The organism is Actinoallomurus sp. CA-142502 (assembly GCF_050936355.1).
Taxonomy (GTDB): Bacteria; Actinomycetota; Actinomycetes; order Streptosporangiales; family Streptosporangiaceae; genus Actinoallomurus; species Actinoallomurus iriomotensis.
This window is the reverse complement of sequence record NZ_JBNJMY010000001.1, coordinates 2,517,358-2,540,289: the sequence shown is the minus strand read 5'-3', so window position 1 is coordinate 2,540,289 and position 22,932 is coordinate 2,517,358. Positions and strand designations below refer to the sequence as shown.

The window sequence follows — 22,932 nt, the reverse complement described above, 5'->3', positions numbered from 1 at the left end:
TTCGGCCGAGCATGCTTCCCCTTGCATGTTCAGGCGCGCATGCGCCTTGATGACGGGAGAGTTCGCATGGCGAGGACCACCTCGCGAGCGCTGTCGATCGCCGCCGCACTGGCGACGATCGGTCTGCTCGCTCCCACGGCGACCGCGTACGCCGGTCACCGTGCCTTCACGCCGGGCCTGCCCGGCGCCGGCGACCGTTACTTCCCCGACATGGGGAACGGCGGCTACGACGCCCAGCACTACTCTCTCGGCCTGAAGTACGACCCGGGCACCAAGGCCATCGACGCCACCGCGAGGATCACCGCCCGGGCCACCCAGAACCTGTCGCGGTTCGACTTCGACTTCTCCGGCCCGCTGAAGATCAGCAAGCTCACCGTCGACGGGCGGACCGCCTCCTACACCCGCTCCGGCGCCCAGGAGCTGGTGATCACGCCGGCGCGCGGCGTGCCGCAGGGCAAGGTCTTCACCGTCGACGTCGCGTACTCCGGCGTGCCGCAGTCGATCAACGACCCGGCGCTCGGCCTGTCCGGCTGGATCGCCACCCACGACGGCGCGGTCGCGCTGTCACAGCCGTTCGGGTCGGCGACCTGGTACCCGGTCAACGACACGACCCACGACAAGGCGACGTACGACTTCACCGTCACGGTGCCGAAGGGCCTGAAGGTGCTGGCCAACGGCGACCCCGCGGGCGAGCACACGCAGGGCGCGAACACCACCTTCCGCTGGATCGACCGCCAGCCCACCGCGAGCGAGCTCGTGCTGATGGCGATCGGCCACTTCGACGTCCGTGACACGCGCACCGCGACCGGCCTGCGGAACATCACGGCCGTCGACCCGGCCTCGGTGCCGGCCGGTAACAAGACGGCGGCCGACGACTTCAACAAGGCGACCGCCGACGTCATCGACTGGGAACAGAAGATCTACGGGCGCTTCCCGTTCTCCACGACCGGCGGCATCAGCGTGCTCGCGCCGAACGTCGGCTACTCCCTGGAGACCCAGACCCGGCCGGTGTACGCCCGGCGCACCGCCGGCGCCCTGCCGTCGGCCACCCTTCTCTCTCACGAGCTCGGCCACCAGTGGTTCGGCGACTCGGTGACCCCGTACGTCTGGCAGCACATCTGGCTGAACGAGGGCTTCGCGACCTACACCGAGTGGCTCTACGACGAGCAGCACGGCGGCGAGACGGCGCAGCAGCACTTCGACGACGCCTACAAGTCCGCCTCCACCGACTGGAACGGGAAGGTGGCCGACCCGGGCCGCGACCACATCTTCGACGACCTGGTGTACACCCGGGCGGCGATGACCCTGCACCAGCTGCGCCTGGCGATCGGTGACACGGCGTTCTTCGCCCTGGTCAAGGCGTGGCCGGCCCAGCACCGGTACGGCAACGACACGACCGCGGAGTTCACCGCCTTCGCCCAGCGGTACACCCACAAGGACCTGCGCCCGCTGTTCCAGGCGTGGCTGTACACCGCGGGCAAGCCCGCGCTGTAGGCGTTCCGGCCGAACGTCCCCGGGCCCGCGCGGGCCCGGGGACGTTCGTCTTTTCCGGTCGCGACATCAGCGGGCGTGGTCGGGGGAAGACTGAGGGTGACCACCACTGGGGATGGGTTTGGGGGGACTCATGGCCACATGCGAAGTCTGCGGGAACGACTACGGCATGTCGTTCGAGGTGCACGCGCAGGGCGCGGTGCACGTCTTCGACTCGTTCGAGTGCGCGATCCAGCGCATGGCCCCGATCTGCGAGCACTGCCAGTGCCGCATCGTGGGCCACGGCGTCGAGGCGGGTGACCGCTTCTTCTGCTGCGCCCACTGCGCCCGCGAGTCGGGCGTCCGCGAACTGGTCGACCACGCCTAGGGACGGCGACGCCCGCCTCGGTTGGGGCGGAACGCTGTTCGGCGGCGATCTTCGTCCGCTCCGGCCGGGTCACCGCGCCTCGGCGGTGAGCAGGAACGCCGCCGGTGCCAGCGCGCACGCGGCGGCGGCCCAGGCGAGCGCCGCGTAGCCGCCCGCCGACAGGACCGGTGTGGACACGAGGCTCGCCACCGCCGCGACGCCCCACACCGTAGCGTCCACCGCGCCCTCGACTCCGGCTCGCGCCGGTTCGGGCAAATCCCGGGCGAGGCGGCTGCTGCCACCGACGAAGCAGAGGTTCCAGCCGTAGCCGAGCAGGAACAGCGCTCCGGCACGTACGGACGTGCCGCCGGTGGACGTGATCGCGGCCAGCACCGACGCGAGGACCAGGACACCCAGCCCGCCACCCATCGCGGGCCGGGGGCCGGTCCGGTCGATCAGCCATCCGGTGACCGGCGAGAACGCGAACATGCCCAGCGTGTGCGCGGACAGCGCCAGCCCCACGGCGTCGAGCCCCTCACCGTGCATGTGCATCTCCAGAGGGGTCGCCGTCATCACCGCGACCATGACGACCTGCGCGGTGACCATCACCGCCAGTGCGGTGCGCGCCCCGGCGCCCCGGGCCACCTCCCGGAGTCGCACGGACGTCACGTCGTACCCCGCGCGACCTGCCCGGCCCGCCAGGGCCAGGCGGGCGACGCCGGCGGCGATCAGGGTCGCCGCGGCGGCGACGGCGTAGGGGCCGGTCAGAGCGGTGTGGCCGAGCGAGGACGTGACATCGCTCGCCGGGCCGATCAGCAGTGGCCCGATCACCGCGCCGATCGCGCCGGCCCACACCACCGAGCCGATCGCGAAGCCACGGCGTTCCGGCGGATAGAGCTCGGCGGCCGCGTACCGCGACAGCTGCGCGCCCGCGTTGCCCAGACCGAGCAGGAGCAGCCCGGCGCTCAGCGCGAGGACGTTCCCGGAGGTCACCGCGCCGGCCGACACCACACCCCCGAGCGCCGCCGCCAGGTAGCCGCAGGTCAGACCGGCCCTCCGGCCGTGACGGCCCATCATCCAGGTCAGAGCCAGCGCGCCGACGCCGGTGCCGATGATGCCCGCGGTGTTCGGCACCGCGCCCCACCGCGCGCCGAGGCGGTCGCCGGCGACGATCGTGGCGACGGCACTGGCGATGGCCATCGCGGCGTTCATCAGCGCGGCCCCGGAGAAGAGGGCCGCCACCATACGTGTACGGATCATGCGTTGACGGTAGAAAAGCCGAGCCGCCCGATGAATGGGTGATCAACGGAGATCGGGACGGACGGCCTCTTGTCCGAAAGGAGATTCGGCGCGAGAGTTTCCGGATGGACAGACCGCTCGATCAGACCGACTGGCGCATCCTCGGCGAGCTGCAACGTGACGGCCGCCTGTCGTACAACCGGCTCGCCCGCCTGGTGAACCTCTCCGCCCCCGCGGTCGCCGAGCGCGTCCGGCGGCTGGAGGAGGCCGGAGTCATCACCGGGTACGGCGCGCGCGTCGACGCGGCCAAGGCCGGACTGCCGCTGACGGCATTCGTCCAGCTGCGCTGCGCACTCGGCAGTTGCCTGCTCAAGACCACGACGGCCGAGGAGTTCCCGGAGGTCACCGAGATACACAAGCTGAGCGGCACCGCCTGTTCGATGCTCCGCGTCCGGGTCGCGTCCATGCAGCACCTGGAGGGACTGCTCGAACGCCTCGGCTCACACGGCGAGATGAACTCCCACATCGTCCTGTCGACCCAGTACGAGGGCCGCCCCGTCGAGCCGCCCCCGGCCCAGGCACGCCCGGTCACCGAGCAGAGCGGCTGGGCCGTATGACCGCGTGAGTTCCTGAACGGACCGGTTCAGGCGGGACGATCACGCTACGTTCGTCGAATGTCCATCCTGTCTCGTCGTCACTTTCTCATCGGGGGAACGGCGGCCGTGGCCGCCGTGGGAGGTGCCTATCCACTGGTGCAGGCGGACATTCTTCCGGGGCGTTATCGGCTGGCGCCCTATCTCGGAAAATGCGGGTCGATGCCGAAGCTTCCCAAAGTGACGCCCGGGCCCGTTCGCGAGTTGCCTTTCTCCGCGAATGGGCGGACGACGTCGGCCATGGTCGGTTTTCCGCCCGGCGGGGCGAAACACCTGCCGGTGGTGGTGATGCTGCACGGCTCGAACGGGGACGCCCGGACGCCCTTCGACCTCTATGGCGTCCAGTACCACCTCGCCGCCGCCGTCCAGAGCGGCGTCCCTCCGTTCGCCATGGCCGCCATCGACGACTGGGCCGACGTCACCGGCGATCCGTCGCCCGTGATCACCGAGTCCCTGGTGCCCTTCCTGCACGACCAGGGACTCTCCACCGGACGTATCGGGCTGCTCGGCTGGTCGATCGGCGGCCGCGGCGTGCTGAGCCTCGCGTCGGCGCTGGGGCCTGATCGCGTCGCCGTGGTGGCGGCGACCTCACCCGCGATCTCGCATGATGACGCCGTCGCGTTCTCCAGGTCGGTCGCGCGTATTCCGGTCTCGGTGACCTGCGGCCGGGACGACGCGCTCTCGATCCCGGCCAAGACCCTGCTGGACCGGCTCCGCCTCGCCAAGACCGCCGAGGTCACCGGCGGCATCTACGCCGGGTGCCACGACGCGGTGTTCCGCCGCCGCATGCTTCCAGCGCAGATCGCCTTCCTGGGCCGGCACCTCGTCTGAGCGGACCCACCGTCCGGACGACTCCCCGACGGCCTGACAGCCCGCTTCAATGGAAGCTCAGGGTGTAGCCCTCTTTGCGGAGGCGGCCGAGCACCTCGTCGCAGTGTTCCGGACCCCGGGTCTCCAGGTGCAGCAGCACCTCGGCCTCGTCGACGTTGAGCCGGGCGGCCACCCGCTCGTGCACGACGTCGAGGACGTTGACCTCCATCTCGGCCAGCTCGGACAGCAGGTCCACCAGCGCGCCCGGGTGGTCGCGCAGCCGGGCGCGGAACACCAGGTAGCGTCCGGCCGACGCCAGCCCGTGACGGAGCACCTTCGACAGCAGCAGCGGGTCGATGTTGCCGCCGGACAGGACCGTGACGACGGGGGCCTCGAACTCCTGCGGCCGGTCCAGCAACGCGGCGACGCCCACCGCGCCGGCCGGCTCGACGACCTGCTTGGACCGTTCGAGGCAGTTGACCATCGCCGCGGACAGCGACTCCTCCGAGACCGTCACCACCGAGTCGACGAGCTTGGAGACCAGCTCGAAGGTGAGGTCGCCGGGACGGCCGACGGAGATCCCGTCGGCCATCGTCGAGGCCGGTTCGACCATGACGGGGCGTCCGGCGGCGAGCGAGGGCGGGAAGGCCGCGGCGCGCTCGGCCTGCACGCCGACCACGTGGACGTCCGGGCGTACCGCCTTGACCGCGGCGGCGATCCCGGAGATCAGCCCGCCGCCCCCGACGCCCACGAGGATGGTGCGGACGTCGGGACACTGTTCGAGGATCTCCAGGCCGAGCGTGCCCTGGCCCGCGACGACGTCGGGGTGGTCGAACGGGTGGATGAAGACCGCGCCGGTCTCCTCGGCGTAGGCGTTCGCGGCGGCGAGGCACGCGTCCACGCCGGGGCGCTCGAACACGACCTCGGCACCGTACGCGCGGGTGGCCACGACCTTGGGCAGCGGGGCGCCGGCCGGCATGAAGACGACCGCCTTGCTGCCGAGCAGTTTGGCGGCGAGCGCGACACCCTGGGCGTGGTTGCCGGCGCTCGCCGCGACGACGCCCCGCGACCGTTCCTCGTCGGTGAGACGCGCGATGCGCACGTACGCGCCGCGGGTCTTGAAGGACCCGGCGCGCTGGAGGTTCTCACACTTGAGGTGGACGGGGCCGCCGATCTTCGCGGACAGTGACCGGGACTCGAGGATCGGCGTGGTGACGGCGACGTCCCGCAGCAGTTCGCGGGCCGCGCGGATGTCATCGATGCCGACGGCGGCACTCATGAGCAGAGTTAACCACGACCGGCACCGCTCACCGCGCGGCAGGACGCGCCCGCGGCGGATCTCACCGCCTCTCGTAGGGACTGGGCACCGGGAAGTAGGCGTCGAGGAACCAGCTCATGAGCTGGAGCTGCCGCGCCTGCGTCACGGCGTCGGAGTCGGTGTCGTTCAGGCAGAACACGTCGAACCGCCGCAGCGACAGCATCCGGCGCAGCCGGTACGGGGTCTCGCGGGCGGCCAGGTCGGTGTAGGAGTAGTTGATGTGCCCCGGCGCGGCGCGCCCGGTCAGGAACGCGTAGTAGTGGTGCAGCGATGACGGGATCGCGATGTCGTCGGGGTGGCGGAACTGGTGCCGTGCCGTCTCGGCGGCCTCCTTGGCGAACCGCGCCTCGATCTCGGCGAGCACGCTGCGCCGCAGCGCGTACGGGACGTGCTTCATCTTCTGGGTGACCACCGGCCCGAAGGCCTCCTCGATCAGCCGCCGGTTGTTCTTGCCTGCGGCCAGCACCGGCAGGTCCGCCACGGACCGGTCGCCGAGTGCCACCTGCGCCTTGGAGGTGAAGAACCGGCTGACGCCGTTGGCCTGGAAGAACTGCGCGGGCCGCACCGGGCGGCCGAGGAAGAAGTCGTCGTTGAAGTACAGGAAGTGCTCGGCCAGCCCCTCGATGTGGTGGAGCTGCGACTCGATCGCGTGCGAGTTGAACGTCGGCAGGACGCCCCGGTCGTCGAAGATGTCGCGGTGGTCGACCACCGTCACCTTCGGGTGGTCGGCGTCCAGCCAGGGCGGCACCTGACCGTCCGTCACGATCCAGATGTGGCGGACCCACGGCGCGTAGGCCGCGACGCCGCGCAGGGAGTACCGCAGTTCGTCGCGGCTGATGTAGCGGGCGTCGTTGGCCGCCTGCCGGTTGAGCCGGGCGACGCCGACCGCCTCGAGCGCCGCGTCGCGCCGGGCCCGCCACGCCTCGTCCGCGCCGTCGACCCAGGTGTAGACGACGTCGATGGGGAAGGCCACGTCGTCCACCAGCCGGGCGGTGAACTCCGGTCGCGTCGGATAGTCCCCGTACGGCTCGCCGTACGGGGACAGGGTGGTCAGGCACGCCTCGGGTACGCCCACCGTGCGCCCGTCCGCCGGGACGCGTTCGGCGACGCGGTTGGGCCGCGGCGCGACCAGGTCGTCCTCCTCACGGGTCCAGAACTCCACCGTGCAGCCGTGCTCCTCGCCGAGCACGAGGCGTCCATCCGGGGTGCTGTAGTAGCGGACGATCCGCAGGACCGGCGCACCGGCGACGCTTCGCCACGCCCGGCCGCCGAACCGGTGGCGGTCGCCGTCGCCGACGTACGCTCCGGCCTCCGCGCAGGCGGCGGCCAGCGCACGGATCGCGCGCCCGCGGTCGGCGTCCGCCACGCCGACGGCCGACTGGCGGTCGTCGAGCGGGCGCAGGCAGAAGTACGGCACGCCGGCCGCGGTCAGGCCGGCGCACACCAGGTCGAGCGTCTCCCGGCGGGCGAACGTCGGCGTGAGGCCGGCGCGGATCTCGGCGAGCCGCACCCGGCCGCGGGCGCGAGCGAGTCCTCGCCCGGCCGGGGCCACCAGCCGCCGGTGGCGCAGGTGGTACCACAGCATCATGCGGCGGTCCGCGAGCCGGCGCAGCGGACCGCCCGCGGAGGCCTTCAGGAGGAACCGGTTGCGCACCTCCGGCGACACCCACCGGGCGACGCGCGACCGCAGCGCCCGCGGCATGAGTTTCCGGTAGAGGCGCAGCAGCCAGAACGACTCCGTGCTGGTCGGCGCGAGCACGATCCGGTTCGGTGTGACGGTGTGCCGGTCGACGTCCGGCCGTTCCCCCACCGGTTCACTGTCGTACGGCGTCCGTACGGCATCCTGCATGTGTCAGTCCCAAATGTGAACTGGCGCGACTGGCTTGCGGGGGTTAGCCAGAGTTCGCCATAGGTTTTCCGCTTATTGGTGGGACCGTTACCTCACGTCACCGGTTTACTCGCCGGCAAAGTCCGTGGAAAATTCATGCCGGCCGTCAGCGATAGGTCAGCCGCGGGTCCAGTAGCGCTCGCCGCCGAAGACGAACGCCGCCGCGCCGACCAGACCCGCCATCTGCCCCAGCGCCGCCGGGACGACCCGCACCTCACGGGCGAAGTCCATGCGGGCGTGGGCGCGGAAGGTGTCCTCCAGGGGACGGAACAGCAGCGGCCCCGCCTGCGACAGGCCTCCCCCGACCGCGACGACGTCCAGGTCGCACAGGTGGGTGGCCGAGGCGATCGCCACGCCCAGCGCCCAGCCCGCGCGGTTCATCGCACGGACGGCGATCGGATGGCCGCGCGCGGCGTCGTGGGCGAGTTCCTTGCCGGTCTCGCCGGTCCAGCCCTGTTCGCGCGCCCAGGCCGACAGCGCGGGGCCGCGGGCGATCGCCTCCAGGCAGCCTCGCCCGCCGCACTCGCAGGGCGGGCCGTCCGGGTCGACGATCACGTGCCCGATGTGCCCGGCGTTGCCGCTCGCGCCGTCGACGAGCCGGTCGCCCAGGATGAGACCGCCGCCCACCCCGGTGGACACGACCATGCCGAGGACGTTGCGCCGGCCGCGTCCGGCGCCGCGCCAGTGCTCGCCGACGGTGAACGCGACGGCGTCGTTGTGCACCCGGACCGGCAGGCCGGGGAAGCGGTCGACGAGCCGCTCGCGCAGCGGGAAGCCGCGCCACGCGGGCATGTTGAGCGGGGAGACCTTTCCCGACGGCCACCCCATCGGACCACCGCAGCCCACCCCGACGCCGGCGAGCCGCTTGGCCGGCAGCTTCTCGATCAGGGCCAGGAGCGTGCGCCACAGGCCCTCGGCGTCGACGTGGGGCGGTTGGGGCGTGACGATGCGCTCGTACGCGCCGACCCGTCCTCCGGGTTCGACGAGCGCGGCGGCCATCTTGGTGCCACCGATGTCGATCGCGAGAACCGAGGCGTCCACCGGTGCGCCGCCGCCGTCTTCCATTTTCCGCCGCTCCCCTAGCCGAGCCCGTACCGCTCCTTCGAGGTCACGACCCGGCCGGCGGTCCCGTCGATCTGCGGATCAAACGCATCATGGGGTCCCCGCCTCGGGGCCGAAGGCCAGGATCGAGGCGCTGAACCCGTGCACGTGGTTGTGGCCCGAGACCGGCCCGATCTCGCCGGCGGCGAAGAACCCGCCGATCCCCGACGTGCCGAGCATGCTGCGCAGCAGCCGCACGTCGTGGTCGGAGTTGGGGAACATCGCGCGGCCCCGGCCCGTGCAGGAGAACAGCAGCGCCCCCTCGACCGGCGCGAGGCCGAGATCGCCGAGCATGAGGGTGAGGTCCTCGTCGGCCGCGCCCGCGTCGCGCACCTGGAAGCGCACCGTACGGCCGATATCGATGACATCGCCGGTGGCGAGGGCCCCGGCGTCGGGGTCGGCGCCGATCACGCCGCGGACCAGGAAGTCGCCGCGCTCGTGCTGTTCGGCGTACTCGTCCATCGCGATGCCGATCAGCAGCCCGCCCTCGATCATGGAGCGTTCTTTCTCCGGCAGTTCGGACACGACCTCTTCGAGTTTGGTCAGCGCGGGCGTGCCGGCCAGTTCGTACAGGACGTTGTCCTCGGCTCGGGTGACGGCCATCGGCGGGCCGACCGGCCGGGCGCCCTGGCTGACCAGTGTCGCGGTCATGACCGAACCGCCGAGCAGCACGCCGACCGCGCCCGAGTCGACGATCTCGCCGTCGGCGAAGAGCCGCGCGGTGCCGCGGCCGCCCTGGCCGGTGGCCAGGCCGCCGACGAGCGGCAAGCCCGGCAGGACCTCGCCGGACCGCTCGACGAAGGCGTCCACGGGAAAGGTGTAGGGGTCGGCGAGCAGGACGGCGACGACGTCGTCGTCCCTGGTCTGGGGCATGCCGACCACGGCGAGGCGCTGGGCTCCGTCCGGCTCCTCGCCGGGGAACTTCAGCGTCTCCAGCCGGAACGGCTCGATGCGCGCCTCCGGCAGCCGCGCCGCCCACGCGCTGACCGCGCTGGAGTCCTCGACGCCGTGGTTGCCGCCGATCACGCCGGGAGCGCCGCAGCCGATCACGTTGGGGGTGCCGGCGACCTCCATCGCCCGCCGCGCGGCCCGCTCGACGGCGTCCGGGGCCTGCGCGCACACGAACACGAAGACGAGGTCGGGCGGGCCGTCGAGAGGCAGGCGGGCCTGCGCCACCGCGGAGTCCGCGGCCGCGACAAGGTCGGGCCCGACGGCCAGGCCGTCGCCGAACCGCGCCACTGCGTCTCCCCCTTCAACACGTCCGATTTCTTACGGTCTACCACAATGTGGGGAGGATTCCCGGCCTCGCCACGGTCGTCTCCCCGGCCCCTTCCGGCCCCTCCCTCCAAGGACAGCGAGTTCACCTACCCGGCGTTGACGGCTCTCAACCGCCGTGTCGACGAGAGCCCTCCGGATGCGCATCCGAAAATCGGGGCATAGTGTCGAACGGAGCACCAGCCCGCGCGGGAGTCCGGCGCGGCGAGCCAAGAGGCGGGGGTGGCGACGTGAGCGCGCCCTTCGGCCGGCCACCAGTGAGATAGCGATAGAGGACAGTGAACACGCGACCGACGACACTTCGTGAGCTCCGCGCCAGTGGTCATGTCCACCGGCCGGTGAAGACCGAGATCCGCGACAACCTCCTTGCCCGCCTCCGTACCGGTGAGCCACGCTTCCCGGGCATCGTCGGGTTCGACGAAACGGTCCTGCCGCACCTCGAACGTGCCCTGATCGCCGGGCACGACCTCGTCCTCCTGGGCGAGCGCGGCCAGGGCAAGTCCCGGCTGATCCGCACGCTCGGCGGCCTTCTGGACGAGTGGACGCCGATCGTCGCGGGCTGCGAGATCAACGATCACCCGTACGCCCCGGTGTGCGTGCGCTGCCGCCGGCTGCTCGACGAGCACGGCGACGACCTGGCGATCGACTGGAAGCACCGTGACGACCGATACGGCGAGAAGCTCGCCACGCCCGACACCAGCGTCGGCGACCTCGTCGGCGACATCGACCCGATCAAGGTGGCCGAGGGCCGTACGCTCGGCGACCCGGAGACCGTCCACTACGGCCTCGTGCCGCGCACCAACCGCGGGATCTTCTGCGTCAACGAGCTGCCCGACCTGGCCGAGCGGATCCAGGTGTCGCTGCTCAACGTGCTGGAGGAGCGCGACGTGCAGATCCGCGGGTACGCCCTGCGGCTGCCGCTCGACGTCCTGCTCGTGGCCAGCGCGAACCCCGAGGACTACACCAACCGCGGCCGCATCATCACGCCGCTGAAGGACCGCTTCGGCGCCGAGATCCGCACCCACTACCCGCTCGACCTGGACGACGAGCTGGTGCTGATCGGCCAGGAGGCCCAGGTCACCGCCGCCGTGCCGATCCACCTGATGGAGGTCATCGCCCGGTTCACCCGGCTCGTACGCGAGTCGCCGGCCGTCGACACCCGCTCCGGCGTGTCGGCGCGGTTCTCCATCGCGGCCACCGAGACCGTCGCCGCCTCGGCGCTGCGGCGCGGCGCCGTCGCGAACGAGGACCAGCCGGTGGCGCGGGTCTGCGACCTGCCGTCGATCGTGCCGACCCTGCTCGGCAAGGTGGAGTTCGAGGTCAGCGAGGAGGGCCGTGAGGAGGAGGTGCTGGCGCACCTGCTGCGCCGCGCCACCGCCGAGGCCTGGCGGCGCATGCTCGGCTCGGCCGACCTGACGGGCCTGCTCGACCGGTTCGACCGCGGCGCCACCGTCGACGCCGGCGAGCTCGTACCGGCCGCGGAGCTGCTGCACCGCATCGGCCCGGTCAACGGCCTGTCGCGGATCCTGGAGGGCCTCGGCATGGAGGGCGAGTCGCCCGGCCACGCGGCGGCGGCGCTGGAGTTCGCGCTCGAAGGGCTCTACCTCATGCGGCGGCTGTCCAAGGACGTCGCGGACGGCACGTCGACGTACCGCACCTGAGTCACGTTTCATCTGGGGAAAGAAGGTCACCGTGTCCGGATACCGGTACGGGTCCTACCACGACGGGCCTGATCCGCTCGCGCCTCCGTACGACATCCGCGAGGCCATCGACGCCATGGGCGACTCCATGCTGGAGGGCACCGGGCCGGCCGAGGCGCTGCGCGAGCTGCTGCGTCGCGGGCTGCCCGGCGACCGCCGGCGGCGCGGCCTGGACGACCTGCTGCGCCAGGTGCGCTCCCGGCGGCAGCAGCTACGCGGCAGCGGGCGGCTCGACGGCACGCTAGAAGAGGCGCGCGCCCTGCTCGACCGGGCGATCGGGCAGGAACGCGCCGCGCTCTTCCCCGACCCGAGCGACGACGCGCGGCTGCGCGAGGCCGAGCTCGACACGCTGCCGCAGGACACCGCGCAGGCCGTACGCCGCCTGTCGCCCTACCAGTGGCGTTCGCCGGAGGCGCGGCAGACCTTCGAGGAGCTGAAGGACCTGCTGCGGCGTGACGTGCTGGACGCGCAGTTCCGCGGCATGAAGCAGGCGATGACCAACCCCGACCCGGCCGCCATGCAACGGGTCAAGGACATGATGTCCGCGCTCAACGACATGCTCGAGAAGGACGCGCGCGGCCGGCACACGCAGGAGGACTTCGACGCCTTCATGCGGGAGTACGGGGAGTTCTTCCCCGACGACCCGCAGAACCTGGAGGAGCTCGTCGACTCCCTCGCCCGGCGCGCCGCCGCGACCGAGCGGCTGCTCGCCTCACTCACACCCGAGCAGCGCGAGGAGCTCGCCTCCCTCATGGCCCAGACGATGGAGGACGCCGGGCTGGCCGACGAGATGGCCCGGCTCGGCTCGGCGCTGCGGCAGCGGCGACCCGACCTCGACTGGACCGGTTCGGAGCGGATGAACGGCGACGACCCGATGTCGATGGGCGACGCCACCACCGCGCTGGAGGAGCTGGCCGACCTCGCCGAGCTGGAGGGCGCGCTGCGGCAGGACTATCCGGGCGCGCGGATGGACGACATCGACGAGGAGGCGGTACGCCGGGCGCTGGGCCGCCAGGCCGTGGACGACCTGGCCGAGCTGCGGCGCATCGAGACCGAGCTCGAACGCCAGGGGTACCTCAAGCGCCGTGGCGGGTCGCTGGACCTGACGCCCAAGGCGGTGCGCCGGCTGGGCGAGACGGCGCTGCGGCGGGTGTTCGCCCAGCTCGAAGCCTCGCGCAAGGGCGACCACGACCAGGTCGACGCGGGCCAGGCGGGCGAGCTGACCGGCGCCAGCCGCCCGTGGCGGTCCGGCGACGAGCAGCCCATCGACGTCATCCGCACGCTGTCGAACGCCCTCCGCCGGGGCGGGGCGGTCGCCGAGGCCCCGCGCCCGCGCGTACGGCTGGAGGTCGACGACTTCGAGGTGCTGGAGACCGAGCGCCGTACGGCGGCGGCGGTGTGCCTGCTGGTCGACCTGTCCTACTCCATGGCCCTGCGCGGCACCTGGGGATCGGCCAAGCAGACCGCCCTCGCCCTGCACACGCTGGTGGCCAGCAAGTACCCGCAGGACGCCGTGCAGATCATCGGCTTCTCCAACTACGCCCGCGAGCTGCACCCGACGGAGCTGGCCGGCCTCGACTGGGACATGGTGCAGGGCACGAACCTCCACCACGCCCTGATGATCGCCGGCCGCCACATCGACAAGCACCCCGAACACGACCCGATCATCCTGGTCATCACCGACGGCGAGCCGACCGCGCACCTGCTCCGCGACGGCCGCTCCGCGTTCGACTGGCCGCCGTCACCGGAGACGCTGGAGCTCACCCTGGCCGAGGTCGACAAGATGACCCGGCGCCGGGCGACGCTCAACATCTTCATGCTGGCCGACGACGAACGGCTGGTCTCGTTCGTCGAGGAGGTCGCCCGCCGCAACGGCGGCCGGGTCTTCGCCCCGACCCCGGAACGCCTGGGCGAGTACGTCGTCCGCGACTACCTCCGCGCACGCCGGGGCGGCCACTGACAGCAACCATCCTCCGGGCGCACGCGTACGGAGGCGGCACCTGCCTCGAGGGATCGTCGTTAGGGAGTCGTGAAGGACAGGAACCGCTTCCGTCGGGTCGGCGGCTACCTCACCGGTGCGCTGATCGCCGTCGGCGTCGCCGCCTCCGGCGGCTTCAGGCCGGGCGGCGTCCCCGTGACGATTCTCGTCTTCTTCGCCGCGGGGGTGGCCGCGCTGGGATATGTGACCTGGCGGCTGGTCACCGGCCGGGACGGACTGTGGCGGCGGGGCCCGACCCGCCGACGCCGTGACAGGCTCGAGCGGCGATCATCCGGCGTTTCACCCACGGATCGCCGACCGCCCTAGCTGTATTGGCCGAGTACTCGTCCGCGACTACCTCCGCGCACGCCGGGGCGGCCGGGGCCGGCCGGGCTCACGATCTCACGACGGGGTCATGGCGCCCTTCACGGCGGCGAGGGCGTCTGCCACGTCCGGGTCGTCGGGGTCCAGGTCGCGGGCGACGTCCAGGTCGGCAAGGGCACGCTCCCACTGGCCGCTGTGCTGATATACGAACGCTCGGTTGAAGCGCAGCAGCGGATTGTCGGGCTGGACCTCGACGGCGTGGCTCAGGTCGGCCAGCGCGATCTCCACGTCTCCGAGATCGTGAGCCACGGCGGCGCGACCGGACAGGGCGGAGACCAGGTCCGGGTCGGCGGCGAGGGCGCGATCGAATGCCGACCTCGCCGCCGGGTAGTCCCCTCGCTCGGCGTGAATCTGGCCGAGCACCGCGTGCAGGTGCGGGGTGTCCGGGTCGTGCGCCAAGCCGGTTGCGGCGTCCCGCTCGGCGGCGTCCAGATCACCGAGTTCGAGATACAGCCCGGCCCGGTTGACACAGGCGTCCACGAAGTCCGGCTGCAGCTCCAGCACGTACGAGAAATCGGCGATCGCACCCTCGACGTCACCCATCTCCGCGCGAAGATCACCCCGGTTGTAAAAGACCTCCGGGAACGGCGAAGACAGCCGAATCGCTTCGGTGTATTCGGCGAGCGACTCCTCGAGGCGCCCGAGCCGTCGCAGTATCCCAGCCTGGTCGAAATGATACTCAGCCCAGTTCGGGTCGATGTCGATGAGCTCGGCGTAACTGTCCACGCTCTCTTCGAGTCGTCCGAGGGAGGCGAGGACCTGGCATCGGTTGTAGCGCAGAATCGTGCGGAAGTGGAGCCACTCATCCGGGGGGAACTCTTCCTGCAACCGAGCGATTCCGTGGTCGAGCAGACTCAACGCCTCTTCGAGATTGCCAAGGTGGAGTTCGATCAGGGCCAGCCCGTTGCGGTACCACACCGTGTTGAACTCGCGTACTTTGCGTTCGGTCATCGTGCCCGCCAAGGCAATGGCCAGATTGATCCAGCCAAGCGCCGCCTGGTGGTCGCGTTGCTCGGGATCGTAATGGCGGGTATAGAGCATCGCCAGGCCGTAGGCCGCCTGTATGTGCACCAATGGCGAGGTACTTCCCCGGCGGGCTTCCTCGTAGGCCAGATGCGCCTCGTCGATTCGGCCGGACGCGGAAAACGCCGCAGCCAATTTGGCGACGAAATGCTTCCACTGTTCTTCGTCGGTTTCGCGGTTGACCAACGCCAGCCCGCGTGCACTCAATTCGGCCATCGCGTGATAACATCCCACGTTCTGGCAGTGCTCCAGCGCATGGCGCAGCGCCGGCACGGCGGCGCCGACCGGATCACTGCCCCGTTCGAGGTGATAGGGAATGGCGCCGAGGAGGAGTGAAAACTCCTCGCGTGCGCCGAGCTCGGTGGCGCAGGCGTCGTGCAGACGCTTTCGTTCCTCGGCGTCGAGGCGTTCATAGGCGATGATCGCCGCCGGATCGTCGTCGATGCAACCGCCGAACACGTAGTCCCGCGCAAGGTCGGAAACGTCGGTAGCCTCGGCGGCGGCATCGATGACCTGATTCGGCCCGTCCAGCCGAATACAGTGGGCCTCGAGGGCGAGTCGGAGCGGCTCCGTGACGGGGCCTGGTGGCTGGACGAGCGGATTGGTTCCCGTGGTCACCACGACCGTCAACAGCTCCGGATCGATGCGCCGGAGCAACACGGCGAGGAATTCCTGGTCGGTGGGATCGGCTTCGTGCGCGTCGTCAACGATCAGGGTGTGCTTGCCGCCGAGGCAACGCAGATAATTGGCGACGAAATCGACCAGACCGTGGGACATCCGCAGTGTCCGCAGCCGAGCATAGAACCGGGTACGTTCGGGCACCGGCGTTCGCGAGGTCAGCGTCTCCCGGGTGGCGGAAACGGTGCCGCGCAGTTCCGGCGCGGTATCGATGATTTCAGTATCGTGCTGCTGCACCAGATCGGGGCACCGGTCCAGCGCATCGGGCACGATCGCGCGCAACAGCGTGCCGACGGCGGTGTAGGGGCCGCGAAGCCGACGATGGGCGTTGACCACGGCGAGCGCGGGCGGCAGGGCAAGCTCCGACCGCGCGGCCACACGATCGCGTTGACGCGGCGCACGAATCCAACGATGTTCGGCCATTTTTCTATCCTTTTATTTATGGGTCGTGGTTTTTCGGCGCCGGTCTCGTCCGGCCAGTAGGACGACCAGCAGGATTTGCGTGAGGTTGAGGCCGACGAACACGGCCGAGTCGAGCAGCTCGCCGGATGTCGCGGCACCGCCGAAGAATCGGCTGAGCACACCGCTGAACAAATGGTATGCCGTCGGCAGAACGGCAACCAGGAAGACTACGATGGTGCCCAGGTACCCGGCGAGCATCAGCCAGGCATACCAGCGGGCCACCCGCTGATCGGTCGGATGCCAGGATGATTCATCCAACGCCGGCCTTCCCAGCGAACGGCGAAAAGCGTTGCGCAGCACACCTTTGGCCACGTCGTGCAGGTCGACGCATCCCAGCGCCGTGGCGAACAGGACGTACAGATCGGTGCGCAGATAAAAATAAAACTGCCATGAAAGGCGAAGCAACGTCGTATAGGCAAGAGCGAGGCACACTCTACCGAAAAGCGCCGGGGTGCCGGTGTCATCGATGGCGACCGAAGCCGACAACGTCAACACGGCCAGCACGACCACATCCGCCAACATTCCCGCCATAATTGGCAGGACCCGCCGCCGGCGCGGGATCATGACCAAGCCATCGAGCGAGGTTTCGAACACGATATATATCAGCCGGCGGCCGATGCTCAGTCGTGACCGAATCCCGCGTCGGCGACCGGCCAACGCATGAAAGGCCTCGTGAATCAGCAGCAACGGGAACTGGCCGAAGAACAGCACCACTTCAACTATCGTGAATGACTTCGTGAAGAATATGTTCCGATAATGCGGCACCAGCTGCGGTGACCGCGCCATGGCAACGACGGCGCCGACCGTGAGAGCGCCATAGCAGACCCATGCGGGAAATGAGAACAATGCCCGGCCGAGGCGTTGCCAGCGTACCGATCGCGTCTCGCCGGACGGAGATTCCGTCGCGGATCGTGCGTCGGAGCGGATGAATCCCAACTCGTCGAGGGTGTCGAGCAGGTCCCCGACGTCGACGCTTTCCCCGTAGGCACCCGAGTACCAGTCAGCCGCCTCGCGCGGAGTCATCCCCTCGGCCAACCGGCGAACGAGCTCGGCACCGTCCTTGGGCAGGACGGCATAGGAGTCGACGTCCAATCGACCTACGGTTACCTCGTCCCCGTCGTCCAGATACTCCAATGGATACAGGCACACGACCCGCTCGAGATCGACACCAGCATTTTCGGCCACCACCCGCCTCCCGCGCATTGAAAAATGATAGGCGGCGGAGGCCGAACCCAGCTCTACACTCGACCTCCGCCCCGGAAAAGACTTAATCACTCATAGCAGAAGTACAGCGGCTGCGCCGCGCTGGTCAGACGGACCGAACCCGCCTTACGAACAACAATCTTCTTCACCTTGCCACCCCCATCTCCTCAGAGAGGGTTGGAAAAGAGTTACAATTACTGATAGCAGACGTACAGCGGCTGCGCCGCGCTGGTCAGACGGACCGAACCCCTCTTACGAACAACAATCTTCTTCATCATGTCACCCCCTCTCCTCAGAGAGACAGATTTTATTGTGTAAACAACGGATCGACCTTATATTTCAACAAACCTAGAACCTATGCCTTAAATTGCTAGGCGGCCCGCAACGTAGTGCCGTAAATGGGACGTCAACCGCATGCTTGGGAGCTGCGTGGTCCGTACTCGCCGCGCCGGTCACGCCCCAGCCGGAACAGGTCCGAGTAACTGATCGGCTCCCCATCCGGACCGGGCGGCACGCGGACGCTGTACGGCAGGCCGCCGCCGTTGGCCACGTCGAGAAACGCCCGGTAGGCGGGTGGGAGCGCCTGTCCGATCCCGCGTTCCAGCGCGCCGATCTCGTCCGGGTCCACCGGCTCGAAGGGGCCGAAGACGGCTCGGCCCCGGTACCGCCGCGCAAGCTCTTCGGACACGGCCAGAGCCCTCCTGCCGGTTGACGCCGTCGAGCCGCCGCTCAGCTCGGGCGTACGGCTCCGCGAGCGTTCAGGACGGCGTGTTTCACCAGGATCCGGCGCATCTTGCCATAGCTGCACCCGAACTCCGCGGCGACCCGGCGGATCGGCCAGCCCTGCTCGTACAGGCGGACCGCGTCCCGCTCCATCCCCTGTTCCGGGTTCGGCTCGGCCGGACGACGGGCGTCGCGAAGGGCGAGTACCTCGGCGCGGCGGTAGCGACGATGACCGCCCGGGGTGCGTACGAAGGAGACGATCATTCCGACGCGTGCCCATGCGGCGACGGTCGCCGCGGTGACGCCGAAGATCTCGGCCACCTCGCGTGGGGTGAGCAGCTCCTCATCGGGCCTGATCATCGGCCGGGCGTCGCCGTTCCGGCCGCTCACCGGTCCTCCTCCGCCGGGCGCGTACGCCGTGGTTCCGCCGCGCCCGGGGCGTCGACGTGGCGGGAGATGGCCGCCGCGCCCGCCGGGTCGGTGACCGGGTGGCGGAATCCGGCGCCACGCCACTCGAGGAACTCGCCCGAGGCGTCCACGGTGATCCACCACGGCGGTGCGGTGCCGGTACGGATCACCGCGGCCGGCCGGGCGTCGCTCATACTCACGTTCAGCCCCAGTTTCGCCGACTCCCGGCACAGCTCGGTGATCAGCTTGAGCTCCGAAGTCCGGCCGCCCGCGTACACGTCGATGTCTCCCTTCCGGTCAGCAGGCACCGTCGGCCTCGTACGGGCTGGTCTCGATCTGACACAGGATGGACCGCGCCTGCATCGGGTACCGGCGGACGAGCGCGTCGAGTCGCGTCAGGTCCGCGGCCCACGAGACGCCGGGCATGCCGAGCGCCGCCCGCGCCGCCTCGAACGACCGGATCGACCGCGTCAGCGGGTCCCCTTCCGCCTGCGGCGGACTCGTTCGAGGGCTCATCGGGTCGCTCCCGCGGCGACGACGTGGCGGAAGCCGGGTGGACGGCTCGATCACGGTCACTTTCAGACCCGCCTCCTCGCACGCCTTGGCGAGACGTTCGGTGAGCCGGTCCGCGCTTTCCTCAGACCCCGAGGCAATGACATCCATTCGAAAAACTCCCGTTGTCGGTAATCGTGCCAACAGATTGGCGGTTTCGAACTACGATCGGAACGGTTCGCGACTCCCCCGCCAATTCACCACGCGAAGCGGAAGTGTCCGTGTGCGGATCAGGAGCGTCGATCGAACCGCGTAGAGCAAGCGTCCGTGGGGCCACGTCTGACGTTGCAAGTCGTACGATCGGAACTGAACCCCCGCTCCGCGGGAGCATTCACTATCGCCACCGTCGACGGCGCCGACGTGGCGTACATAGAGACTGCCGCACAAGGCATCGTCACGAGCAACCGCGAAGAAATCGCCGCTCTGACCGCCGCCTGGGAGGCCATCAGGACGTTCGCCCTCTCACAACAGGAGTCCCTCGACCTGATCAGGAAAGTGATAGAGGAGAAATGGACGTAGCAAATCTCGACTGGCGGAAGTCGGCGCGCAGCGCTCAGAACGGCGGCAACTGCGTGGAGGTCGCCGTCACCGAAGACGGCGGCGAGTAAGCCTTGCGGCGAGGCCCCCACCGCCGGTCCGAGCGGTGGGGGCCTCACTTCGGCATGACCGCCGGATTTCCGACGTTTGCCGCCTGGTGACGAATCATGCGTTTTACATCGCACAAAGCCACCAGGGCGTAACCGAACGGCTACAGCAACGCCCAGTCCCTTGCCATAGCCTGCTGTCCACTGCTCCTCCTACCCCTGGGAGGTCCCGATGGGACAGCACAGCGGCGAGCCGAACGACGGCAAGGGCGGCGACAGCAACCGGCCGCAGGGTGGTTCACACTCCGGAGGTTCCGGGTCGGGTGGCAACTCCGGTGACGGGAACAAGCCGGGCCGATGATCCCCGACGATCTCACCGCCCGGATCGACCGGCTCTGTGATCGGCTGGCCGCCGACGGAGATCTGCTCGATCCGGGTTGGCGGGCGGCGTTCCACGCGGTGCCTCGCCATCTGTTCGTGCCCGAGCGGGCGTGGGCCGCGCCGAACGGTCCCGGTCCGGGGTTCGTCATCGACCGGGCCGCCGATCCCGGCACGTGGTGGGACGCCGTCTACTCCGACGCCGCGATCATCACGCAGCGATCCGACGGCACGGCCGATGTCGCGGACCCGGGGGAGCCGTCGAGTTCCTGCTCGGCGCCGGGCACGGTCGCCGAGTTCCTCAGCCACCTCGCCCCCGAGGACCACAACCGGATCCTGGAGGTCGGCACCGGTACGGGCTGGACGGCGGCCCTGCTGTCGTACCGGGTCGGCGCGGGCAACGTCACCTCCGTCGACATCGACCCGGCGGTGTCCGAGAGCGCGGCCAAGAACCTCTCCGGCACGGGCCACGCGCCGCGCCTGTTCGTGGGCGACGGCACGCTCGGTCTGCCGGAGTCCGCGCCGTTCGATCGCGTGCACGTCGCCGCCGGCGTCACCGGCATCCCGTACGCCTGGGTCGAGCAGACGAGGCCCGGCGGCGTCATCGTCCTGCCGTTCGCGCCGGGATGGGGGTTCGGGTGGCTCGCCCGGCTGCACGTCGTCGGCGACGGTACGGCGGTCGGGGCCTTCCCCGGGTTCGCCGGCTACATGCCGCTGCGGGGTCAGCGCGTCCCCTGGCGTTCGCTGTCCGGCCTGCCTCAGGACGGTCTGGCCGAGTCGGCGACCCGGCTGGACCCCCGGCGGCTGCGCGCCGATTCGGCGGCCGACCTGTTCCTCGCCGCCGCCGTCCCCGGCGTACGGACGTATCTCTTCCACGGTGAGGGCGCCGAGGCGGACGAGTGCACGTTGTGGCTGGTCGAGGCCGGTGACAGAGGCGCGTGGGCGTCGGTCGACTACGCTCCCGGGCGGCGCGAGTTCCTCGTTCAGCAGCAGGGGGCGCGGCGGCTGTGGGACGAGGCCGAGCGGGCGTACCTGCGGTGGCTGGGGATGGGACGGCCGACACATGACCGGTTCGGGCTGACGGTCACGCCGGACGCCCAGCACGTGTGGATCGACCATCCGGGTATTCACGCAGCGTGACGCCGGGGTGCACTGGCCGCGATCGCGGGCGGGCGCTAGGGTCGTGCCATGTCCAGTGGCGATCGCTTGCTCATGATCCTGCACATCGGCTTCGCGATCTTCGCACTCGGGCCGGTGACCGCGGCGACCATGGCCACGCCGCGCCACATCCGGCGTGGTGAGGCGTCGGTCGTACGCAACCTCAACCGCATGACCCGCATCTACGGGCTGCTGACGCTCGGCATCTTCCTGTTCGGGGCGCTGGTGGCGCACGGCAAGTTCGACCAGATGTGGCTGTCGGCGTCGATGACGCTGTTCATCGTGGCGTTCGTGCTGCTGTTCATCGTCGAACGCGACCAGCGCAAGGCCATCCACAAGATCGAGGTCGCCGCGGCCGAGCGGCGCGCGGAGAAGGCGGAGGCCGCGCGGCCCGCCGACACGACCGCGACCACCGCCCCGACCACGGCCCCGACCGACAAGCCCGTGGCCGGAGCCGACGTCCCGACCGGCGCGGAGCAGGCCGAGACGCCGGCTCCGGAGCCGAAGCCCGAACCGCGGCCCGAGCCGCGACCCGCCGCTGAGGCCGCCAAGGTCGAGACCGGCCGTATCGCCACCCTCTCCGGCGTCGTCGCGCTGATCTGGATCGTCATCCTGGTGCTCATGGTCTGGCACTGAGGGCGTCGATCACCGGCCGGAGCAGCGGAGAGTCCTCGGCGCCGGCCCGTACGGCGAGGAAGATCCGGCGCGCCGGCGGACGCGGCGCCGCAGCGCGCAGCACCGTGCCGGGCGGCGCGGCAGGGAGCGCGAGGCTCGGCGCCAGCGCGACGCCCGCGCCGACGCCGACGAGCGCGCCCAGCGCGGTCCAGTCGTCCGTACGGTGACGGATCTCGGGGTTGAAACCGGCCTCGGCGCACGCGGCGAGCGCGACCTCCAGGCAGGGTCCGGACCGCCCGGCGACCCAGGGTTCGTCCGCTAGGTCGGCCAGTTCAAGCCGTTCGCGCCCGGCCAGCGGATGGTCGGCGGGCAGGACCACGTTCATCGGGTCGGTGAGCAGGTCGCGGCGCGCGTACCGGGGGTCGGCGCGATGGGGTGCGTCGCGCCAGTCGACGGTGATGACCACGTCGAGCTCGCCGACGCCGAGGCGGCTGAAGCAGCCGGGGGCCTCCGCCTCGACGACGCGAACGCGCAGCCGTGGCCGTTCGCGGCGTAGGCGGGCCAGCGCGGGAACGACGACCCCGGTGACGGCGCTGGCGAACGCCCCGATCACCACCTCTCCGACCTCGCCGTCGGTGTGGGCGTCCAGGTCCGCGCGGGCGCGTTCGAGCTGCGCGTGCACGATGCTCGCGTGGTCCAGCAGGATCCGCGCCTGCGCCGTGAGACGTACGCCCCGGCCGTCGCGCGACAGCAGCGGCACGCCGACCTCGCGGGCGAGGGTCGCCAGTTGCTGGGAGACGGCGGACGGCGTCACGTGCAGGGCGGCGGCGGTCGCGGCCACGGTGCCGCGGTCGGCGAGCTCCCGGAGTACGCGGAGCCGGTAAAGGTCGATCGTGAAGAGTTTGCTTACCGGTTCCATCAACAAAGTTTAGCTGGACCCGTACGGACCTGCGGCTCCACCATGA

Annotated in this window: 23 protein-coding genes; 11 read left to right on the top strand and 12 right to left on the bottom strand. The window is 70.4% G+C overall.

Annotation, left to right across the window (positions count from 1 at the left end):
• Positions 1–66 precede the first annotated feature (66 nt).
• Both ACQEV1_RS12390 and ACQEV1_RS12385 read left to right on the top strand, forming a co-directional pair.
• Positions 67–1,494, top strand: a complete 1,428-nt coding sequence (locus tag ACQEV1_RS12390; RefSeq protein WP_433393820.1) for a M1 family metallopeptidase — start codon at positions 67–69, stop codon at positions 1,492–1,494.
• A gap of 130 nt (positions 1,495–1,624) precedes the next feature.
• On the top strand, positions 1,625–1,858 hold the full coding sequence (locus ACQEV1_RS12385; RefSeq protein ID WP_285571025.1) for a hypothetical protein: 234 nt from the start codon (positions 1,625–1,627) through the stop codon (positions 1,856–1,858).
• A gap of 69 nt (positions 1,859–1,927) precedes the next feature.
• Here ACQEV1_RS12385 and ACQEV1_RS12380 read toward each other — a convergent pair whose 3' ends face one another.
• Positions 1,928–3,097 (bottom strand): MFS transporter, encoded by a 1,170-nt coding sequence (locus ACQEV1_RS12380; protein ID WP_433393817.1) that lies wholly within the window; start codon positions 3,095–3,097, stop codon positions 1,928–1,930.
• Between the two features lie 104 nt (positions 3,098–3,201).
• Between ACQEV1_RS12380 and ACQEV1_RS12375 the strand changes: the two genes are divergently transcribed.
• Together ACQEV1_RS12375 and ACQEV1_RS12370 are read left to right on the top strand one after the other, a co-directional pair.
• Positions 3,202–3,693 (top strand): Lrp/AsnC family transcriptional regulator, encoded by a 492-nt coding sequence (locus ACQEV1_RS12375; protein ID WP_285618630.1) that lies wholly within the window; start codon positions 3,202–3,204, stop codon positions 3,691–3,693.
• 276 nt (positions 3,694–3,969) lie between these two features.
• Positions 3,970–4,560 (top strand): hypothetical protein, encoded by a 591-nt coding sequence (locus tag ACQEV1_RS12370; RefSeq protein ID WP_433393815.1) that lies wholly within the window; start codon positions 3,970–3,972, stop codon positions 4,558–4,560.
• Between the two features lie 46 nt (positions 4,561–4,606).
• On the opposite strand, the gene ilvA is transcribed toward ACQEV1_RS12370, so the two are convergent.
• The 4 genes from ilvA to ACQEV1_RS12350 form a co-directional block, all read right to left on the bottom strand.
• Complete coding sequence (ilvA, locus tag ACQEV1_RS12365) at positions 4,607–5,818, bottom strand: threonine ammonia-lyase (protein ID WP_433393813.1); 1,212 nt, start codon at positions 5,816–5,818, stop codon at positions 4,607–4,609.
• Between the two features lie 61 nt (positions 5,819–5,879).
• Positions 5,880–7,667, bottom strand: coding sequence for a stealth family protein (locus ACQEV1_RS12360; RefSeq protein ID WP_433393811.1), 1,788 nt, complete (start codon positions 7,665–7,667; stop codon positions 5,880–5,882).
• Positions 7,668–7,862: 195 nt separating this feature from the next.
• Positions 7,863–8,810, bottom strand: a complete 948-nt coding sequence (locus tag ACQEV1_RS12355) for an ROK family protein (protein ID WP_433393809.1) — start codon at positions 8,808–8,810, stop codon at positions 7,863–7,865.
• Between the two features lie 87 nt (positions 8,811–8,897).
• Complete coding sequence (locus ACQEV1_RS12350) at positions 8,898–10,085, bottom strand: FIST signal transduction protein (protein WP_285618638.1); 1,188 nt, start codon at positions 10,083–10,085, stop codon at positions 8,898–8,900.
• A 374-nt stretch (positions 10,086–10,459) separates the two neighbouring features.
• Here ACQEV1_RS12350 and ACQEV1_RS12345 point away from each other — a divergent pair, with 374 nt between their 5' ends.
• The 3 genes from ACQEV1_RS12345 to ACQEV1_RS12335 all read left to right on the top strand — a co-directional run bounded on the left by ACQEV1_RS12345 (position 10,460) and on the right by ACQEV1_RS12335 (position 14,126).
• Positions 10,460–11,782: a sigma 54-interacting transcriptional regulator gene (locus ACQEV1_RS12345; protein WP_432705533.1), complete on the top strand. Its 1,323-nt coding sequence runs from the start codon at positions 10,460–10,462 to the stop codon at positions 11,780–11,782.
• A gap of 31 nt (positions 11,783–11,813) precedes the next feature.
• Positions 11,814–13,781 carry a hypothetical protein gene (locus ACQEV1_RS12340; RefSeq protein ID WP_433393806.1) on the top strand — a complete coding sequence of 656 codons (1,968 nt, stop codon included), beginning with the start codon at positions 11,814–11,816 and terminating at the stop codon, positions 13,779–13,781.
• A 69-nt stretch (positions 13,782–13,850) separates the two neighbouring features.
• Positions 13,851–14,126: a hypothetical protein gene (locus tag ACQEV1_RS12335; RefSeq protein ID WP_285618642.1), complete on the top strand. Its 276-nt coding sequence runs from the start codon at positions 13,851–13,853 to the stop codon at positions 14,124–14,126.
• Positions 14,127–14,201: 75 nt separating this feature from the next.
• On the opposite strand, the gene ACQEV1_RS12330 is transcribed toward ACQEV1_RS12335, so the two are convergent.
• The 6 genes from ACQEV1_RS12330 to ACQEV1_RS12305 all read right to left on the bottom strand — a co-directional run bounded on the left by ACQEV1_RS12330 (position 14,202) and on the right by ACQEV1_RS12305 (position 19,196).
• Positions 14,202–16,307, bottom strand: coding sequence for a tetratricopeptide repeat protein (locus tag ACQEV1_RS12330; RefSeq protein WP_433393804.1), 2,106 nt, complete (start codon positions 16,305–16,307; stop codon positions 14,202–14,204).
• A 12-nt stretch (positions 16,308–16,319) separates the two neighbouring features.
• On the bottom strand, positions 16,320–17,549 hold the full coding sequence (locus tag ACQEV1_RS12325) for a hypothetical protein (protein WP_433393802.1): 1,230 nt from the start codon (positions 17,547–17,549) through the stop codon (positions 16,320–16,322).
• A gap of 406 nt (positions 17,550–17,955) precedes the next feature.
• Positions 17,956–18,237, bottom strand: a complete 282-nt coding sequence (locus ACQEV1_RS12320; RefSeq protein ID WP_433393800.1) for a hypothetical protein — start codon at positions 18,235–18,237, stop codon at positions 17,956–17,958.
• Between the two features lie 41 nt (positions 18,238–18,278).
• Positions 18,279–18,662, bottom strand: a complete 384-nt coding sequence (locus tag ACQEV1_RS12315; RefSeq protein ID WP_433393798.1) for a MerR family DNA-binding transcriptional regulator — start codon at positions 18,660–18,662, stop codon at positions 18,279–18,281.
• Positions 18,659–18,988, bottom strand: a complete 330-nt coding sequence (locus tag ACQEV1_RS12310) for a hypothetical protein (protein ID WP_433393796.1) — start codon at positions 18,986–18,988, stop codon at positions 18,659–18,661. The genes ACQEV1_RS12315 and ACQEV1_RS12310 overlap by 4 nt, the downstream gene beginning before the upstream one ends.
• On the bottom strand, positions 18,978–19,196 hold the full coding sequence (locus ACQEV1_RS12305; protein WP_433393794.1) for a hypothetical protein: 219 nt from the start codon (positions 19,194–19,196) through the stop codon (positions 18,978–18,980). The genes ACQEV1_RS12310 and ACQEV1_RS12305 overlap by 11 nt, the downstream gene beginning before the upstream one ends.
• Positions 19,197–19,499: 303 nt before the next feature.
• On the opposite strand from ACQEV1_RS12305, the gene ACQEV1_RS12300 reads away from it, so the two are divergent.
• From ACQEV1_RS12300 to ACQEV1_RS12285, 4 genes are all read left to right on the top strand, one after another.
• Complete coding sequence (locus ACQEV1_RS12300; protein WP_433393792.1) at positions 19,500–19,751, top strand: Scr1 family TA system antitoxin-like transcriptional regulator; 252 nt, start codon at positions 19,500–19,502, stop codon at positions 19,749–19,751.
• On the top strand, positions 19,742–19,840 hold the full coding sequence (locus tag ACQEV1_RS12295) for a DUF397 domain-containing protein (protein ID WP_433393790.1): 99 nt from the start codon (positions 19,742–19,744) through the stop codon (positions 19,838–19,840). The genes ACQEV1_RS12300 and ACQEV1_RS12295 overlap by 10 nt, the downstream gene beginning before the upstream one ends.
• Before the next feature lie 333 nt (positions 19,841–20,173).
• Positions 20,174–21,334 (top strand): methyltransferase domain-containing protein, encoded by a 1,161-nt coding sequence (locus tag ACQEV1_RS12290; protein WP_433393788.1) that lies wholly within the window; start codon positions 20,174–20,176, stop codon positions 21,332–21,334.
• Positions 21,335–21,382: 48 nt separating this feature from the next.
• On the top strand, positions 21,383–21,988 hold the full coding sequence (locus tag ACQEV1_RS12285; RefSeq protein ID WP_285618659.1) for a hypothetical protein: 606 nt from the start codon (positions 21,383–21,385) through the stop codon (positions 21,986–21,988).
• On the opposite strand, the gene ACQEV1_RS12280 is transcribed toward ACQEV1_RS12285, so the two are convergent.
• Entirely contained in the window at positions 21,972–22,886 is a 915-nt protein-coding gene (locus tag ACQEV1_RS12280; protein ID WP_433393786.1) for a LysR family transcriptional regulator, read from the bottom strand. The two genes, ACQEV1_RS12285 and ACQEV1_RS12280, sit on opposite strands and share 17 nt — an antisense overlap.
• Positions 22,887–22,932 lie beyond the last annotated feature (46 nt).

Coding starts and splice junctions, on each gene's coding strand:
- ACQEV1_RS12305 (WP_433393794.1), bottom strand. CDS start 19,196: ATGAGCCCTCGAACGAGTCCGCCGCAGGCGGAAGGGGACCCGCTGACG.
- ACQEV1_RS12355 (WP_433393809.1), bottom strand. CDS start 8,810: ATGGAAGACGGCGGCGGCGCACCGGTGGACGCCTCGGTTCTCGCGATC.
- ACQEV1_RS12290 (WP_433393788.1), top strand. CDS start 20,174: ATGATCCCCGACGATCTCACCGCCCGGATCGACCGGCTCTGTGATCGG.
- ACQEV1_RS12295 (WP_433393790.1), top strand. CDS start 19,742: ATGGACGTAGCAAATCTCGACTGGCGGAAGTCGGCGCGCAGCGCTCAG.
- ACQEV1_RS12385 (WP_285571025.1), top strand. CDS start 1,625: ATGGCCACATGCGAAGTCTGCGGGAACGACTACGGCATGTCGTTCGAG.
- ACQEV1_RS12325 (WP_433393802.1), bottom strand. CDS start 17,549: ATGCGCGGGAGGCGGGTGGTGGCCGAAAATGCTGGTGTCGATCTCGAG.
- ACQEV1_RS12390 (WP_433393820.1), top strand. CDS start 67: ATGGCGAGGACCACCTCGCGAGCGCTGTCGATCGCCGCCGCACTGGCG.
- ACQEV1_RS12280 (WP_433393786.1), bottom strand. CDS start 22,886: ATGGAACCGGTAAGCAAACTCTTCACGATCGACCTTTACCGGCTCCGC.
- ACQEV1_RS12370 (WP_433393815.1), top strand. CDS start 3,970: ATGGTCGGTTTTCCGCCCGGCGGGGCGAAACACCTGCCGGTGGTGGTG.
- ACQEV1_RS12375 (WP_285618630.1), top strand. CDS start 3,202: ATGGACAGACCGCTCGATCAGACCGACTGGCGCATCCTCGGCGAGCTG.
- ilvA (WP_433393813.1), bottom strand. CDS start 5,818: ATGAGTGCCGCCGTCGGCATCGATGACATCCGCGCGGCCCGCGAACTG.
- ACQEV1_RS12285 (WP_285618659.1), top strand. CDS start 21,383: ATGTCCAGTGGCGATCGCTTGCTCATGATCCTGCACATCGGCTTCGCG.
- ACQEV1_RS12330 (WP_433393804.1), bottom strand. CDS start 16,307: ATGGCCGAACATCGTTGGATTCGTGCGCCGCGTCAACGCGATCGTGTG.
- ACQEV1_RS12380 (WP_433393817.1), bottom strand. CDS start 3,097: ATGATCCGTACACGTATGGTGGCGGCCCTCTTCTCCGGGGCCGCGCTG.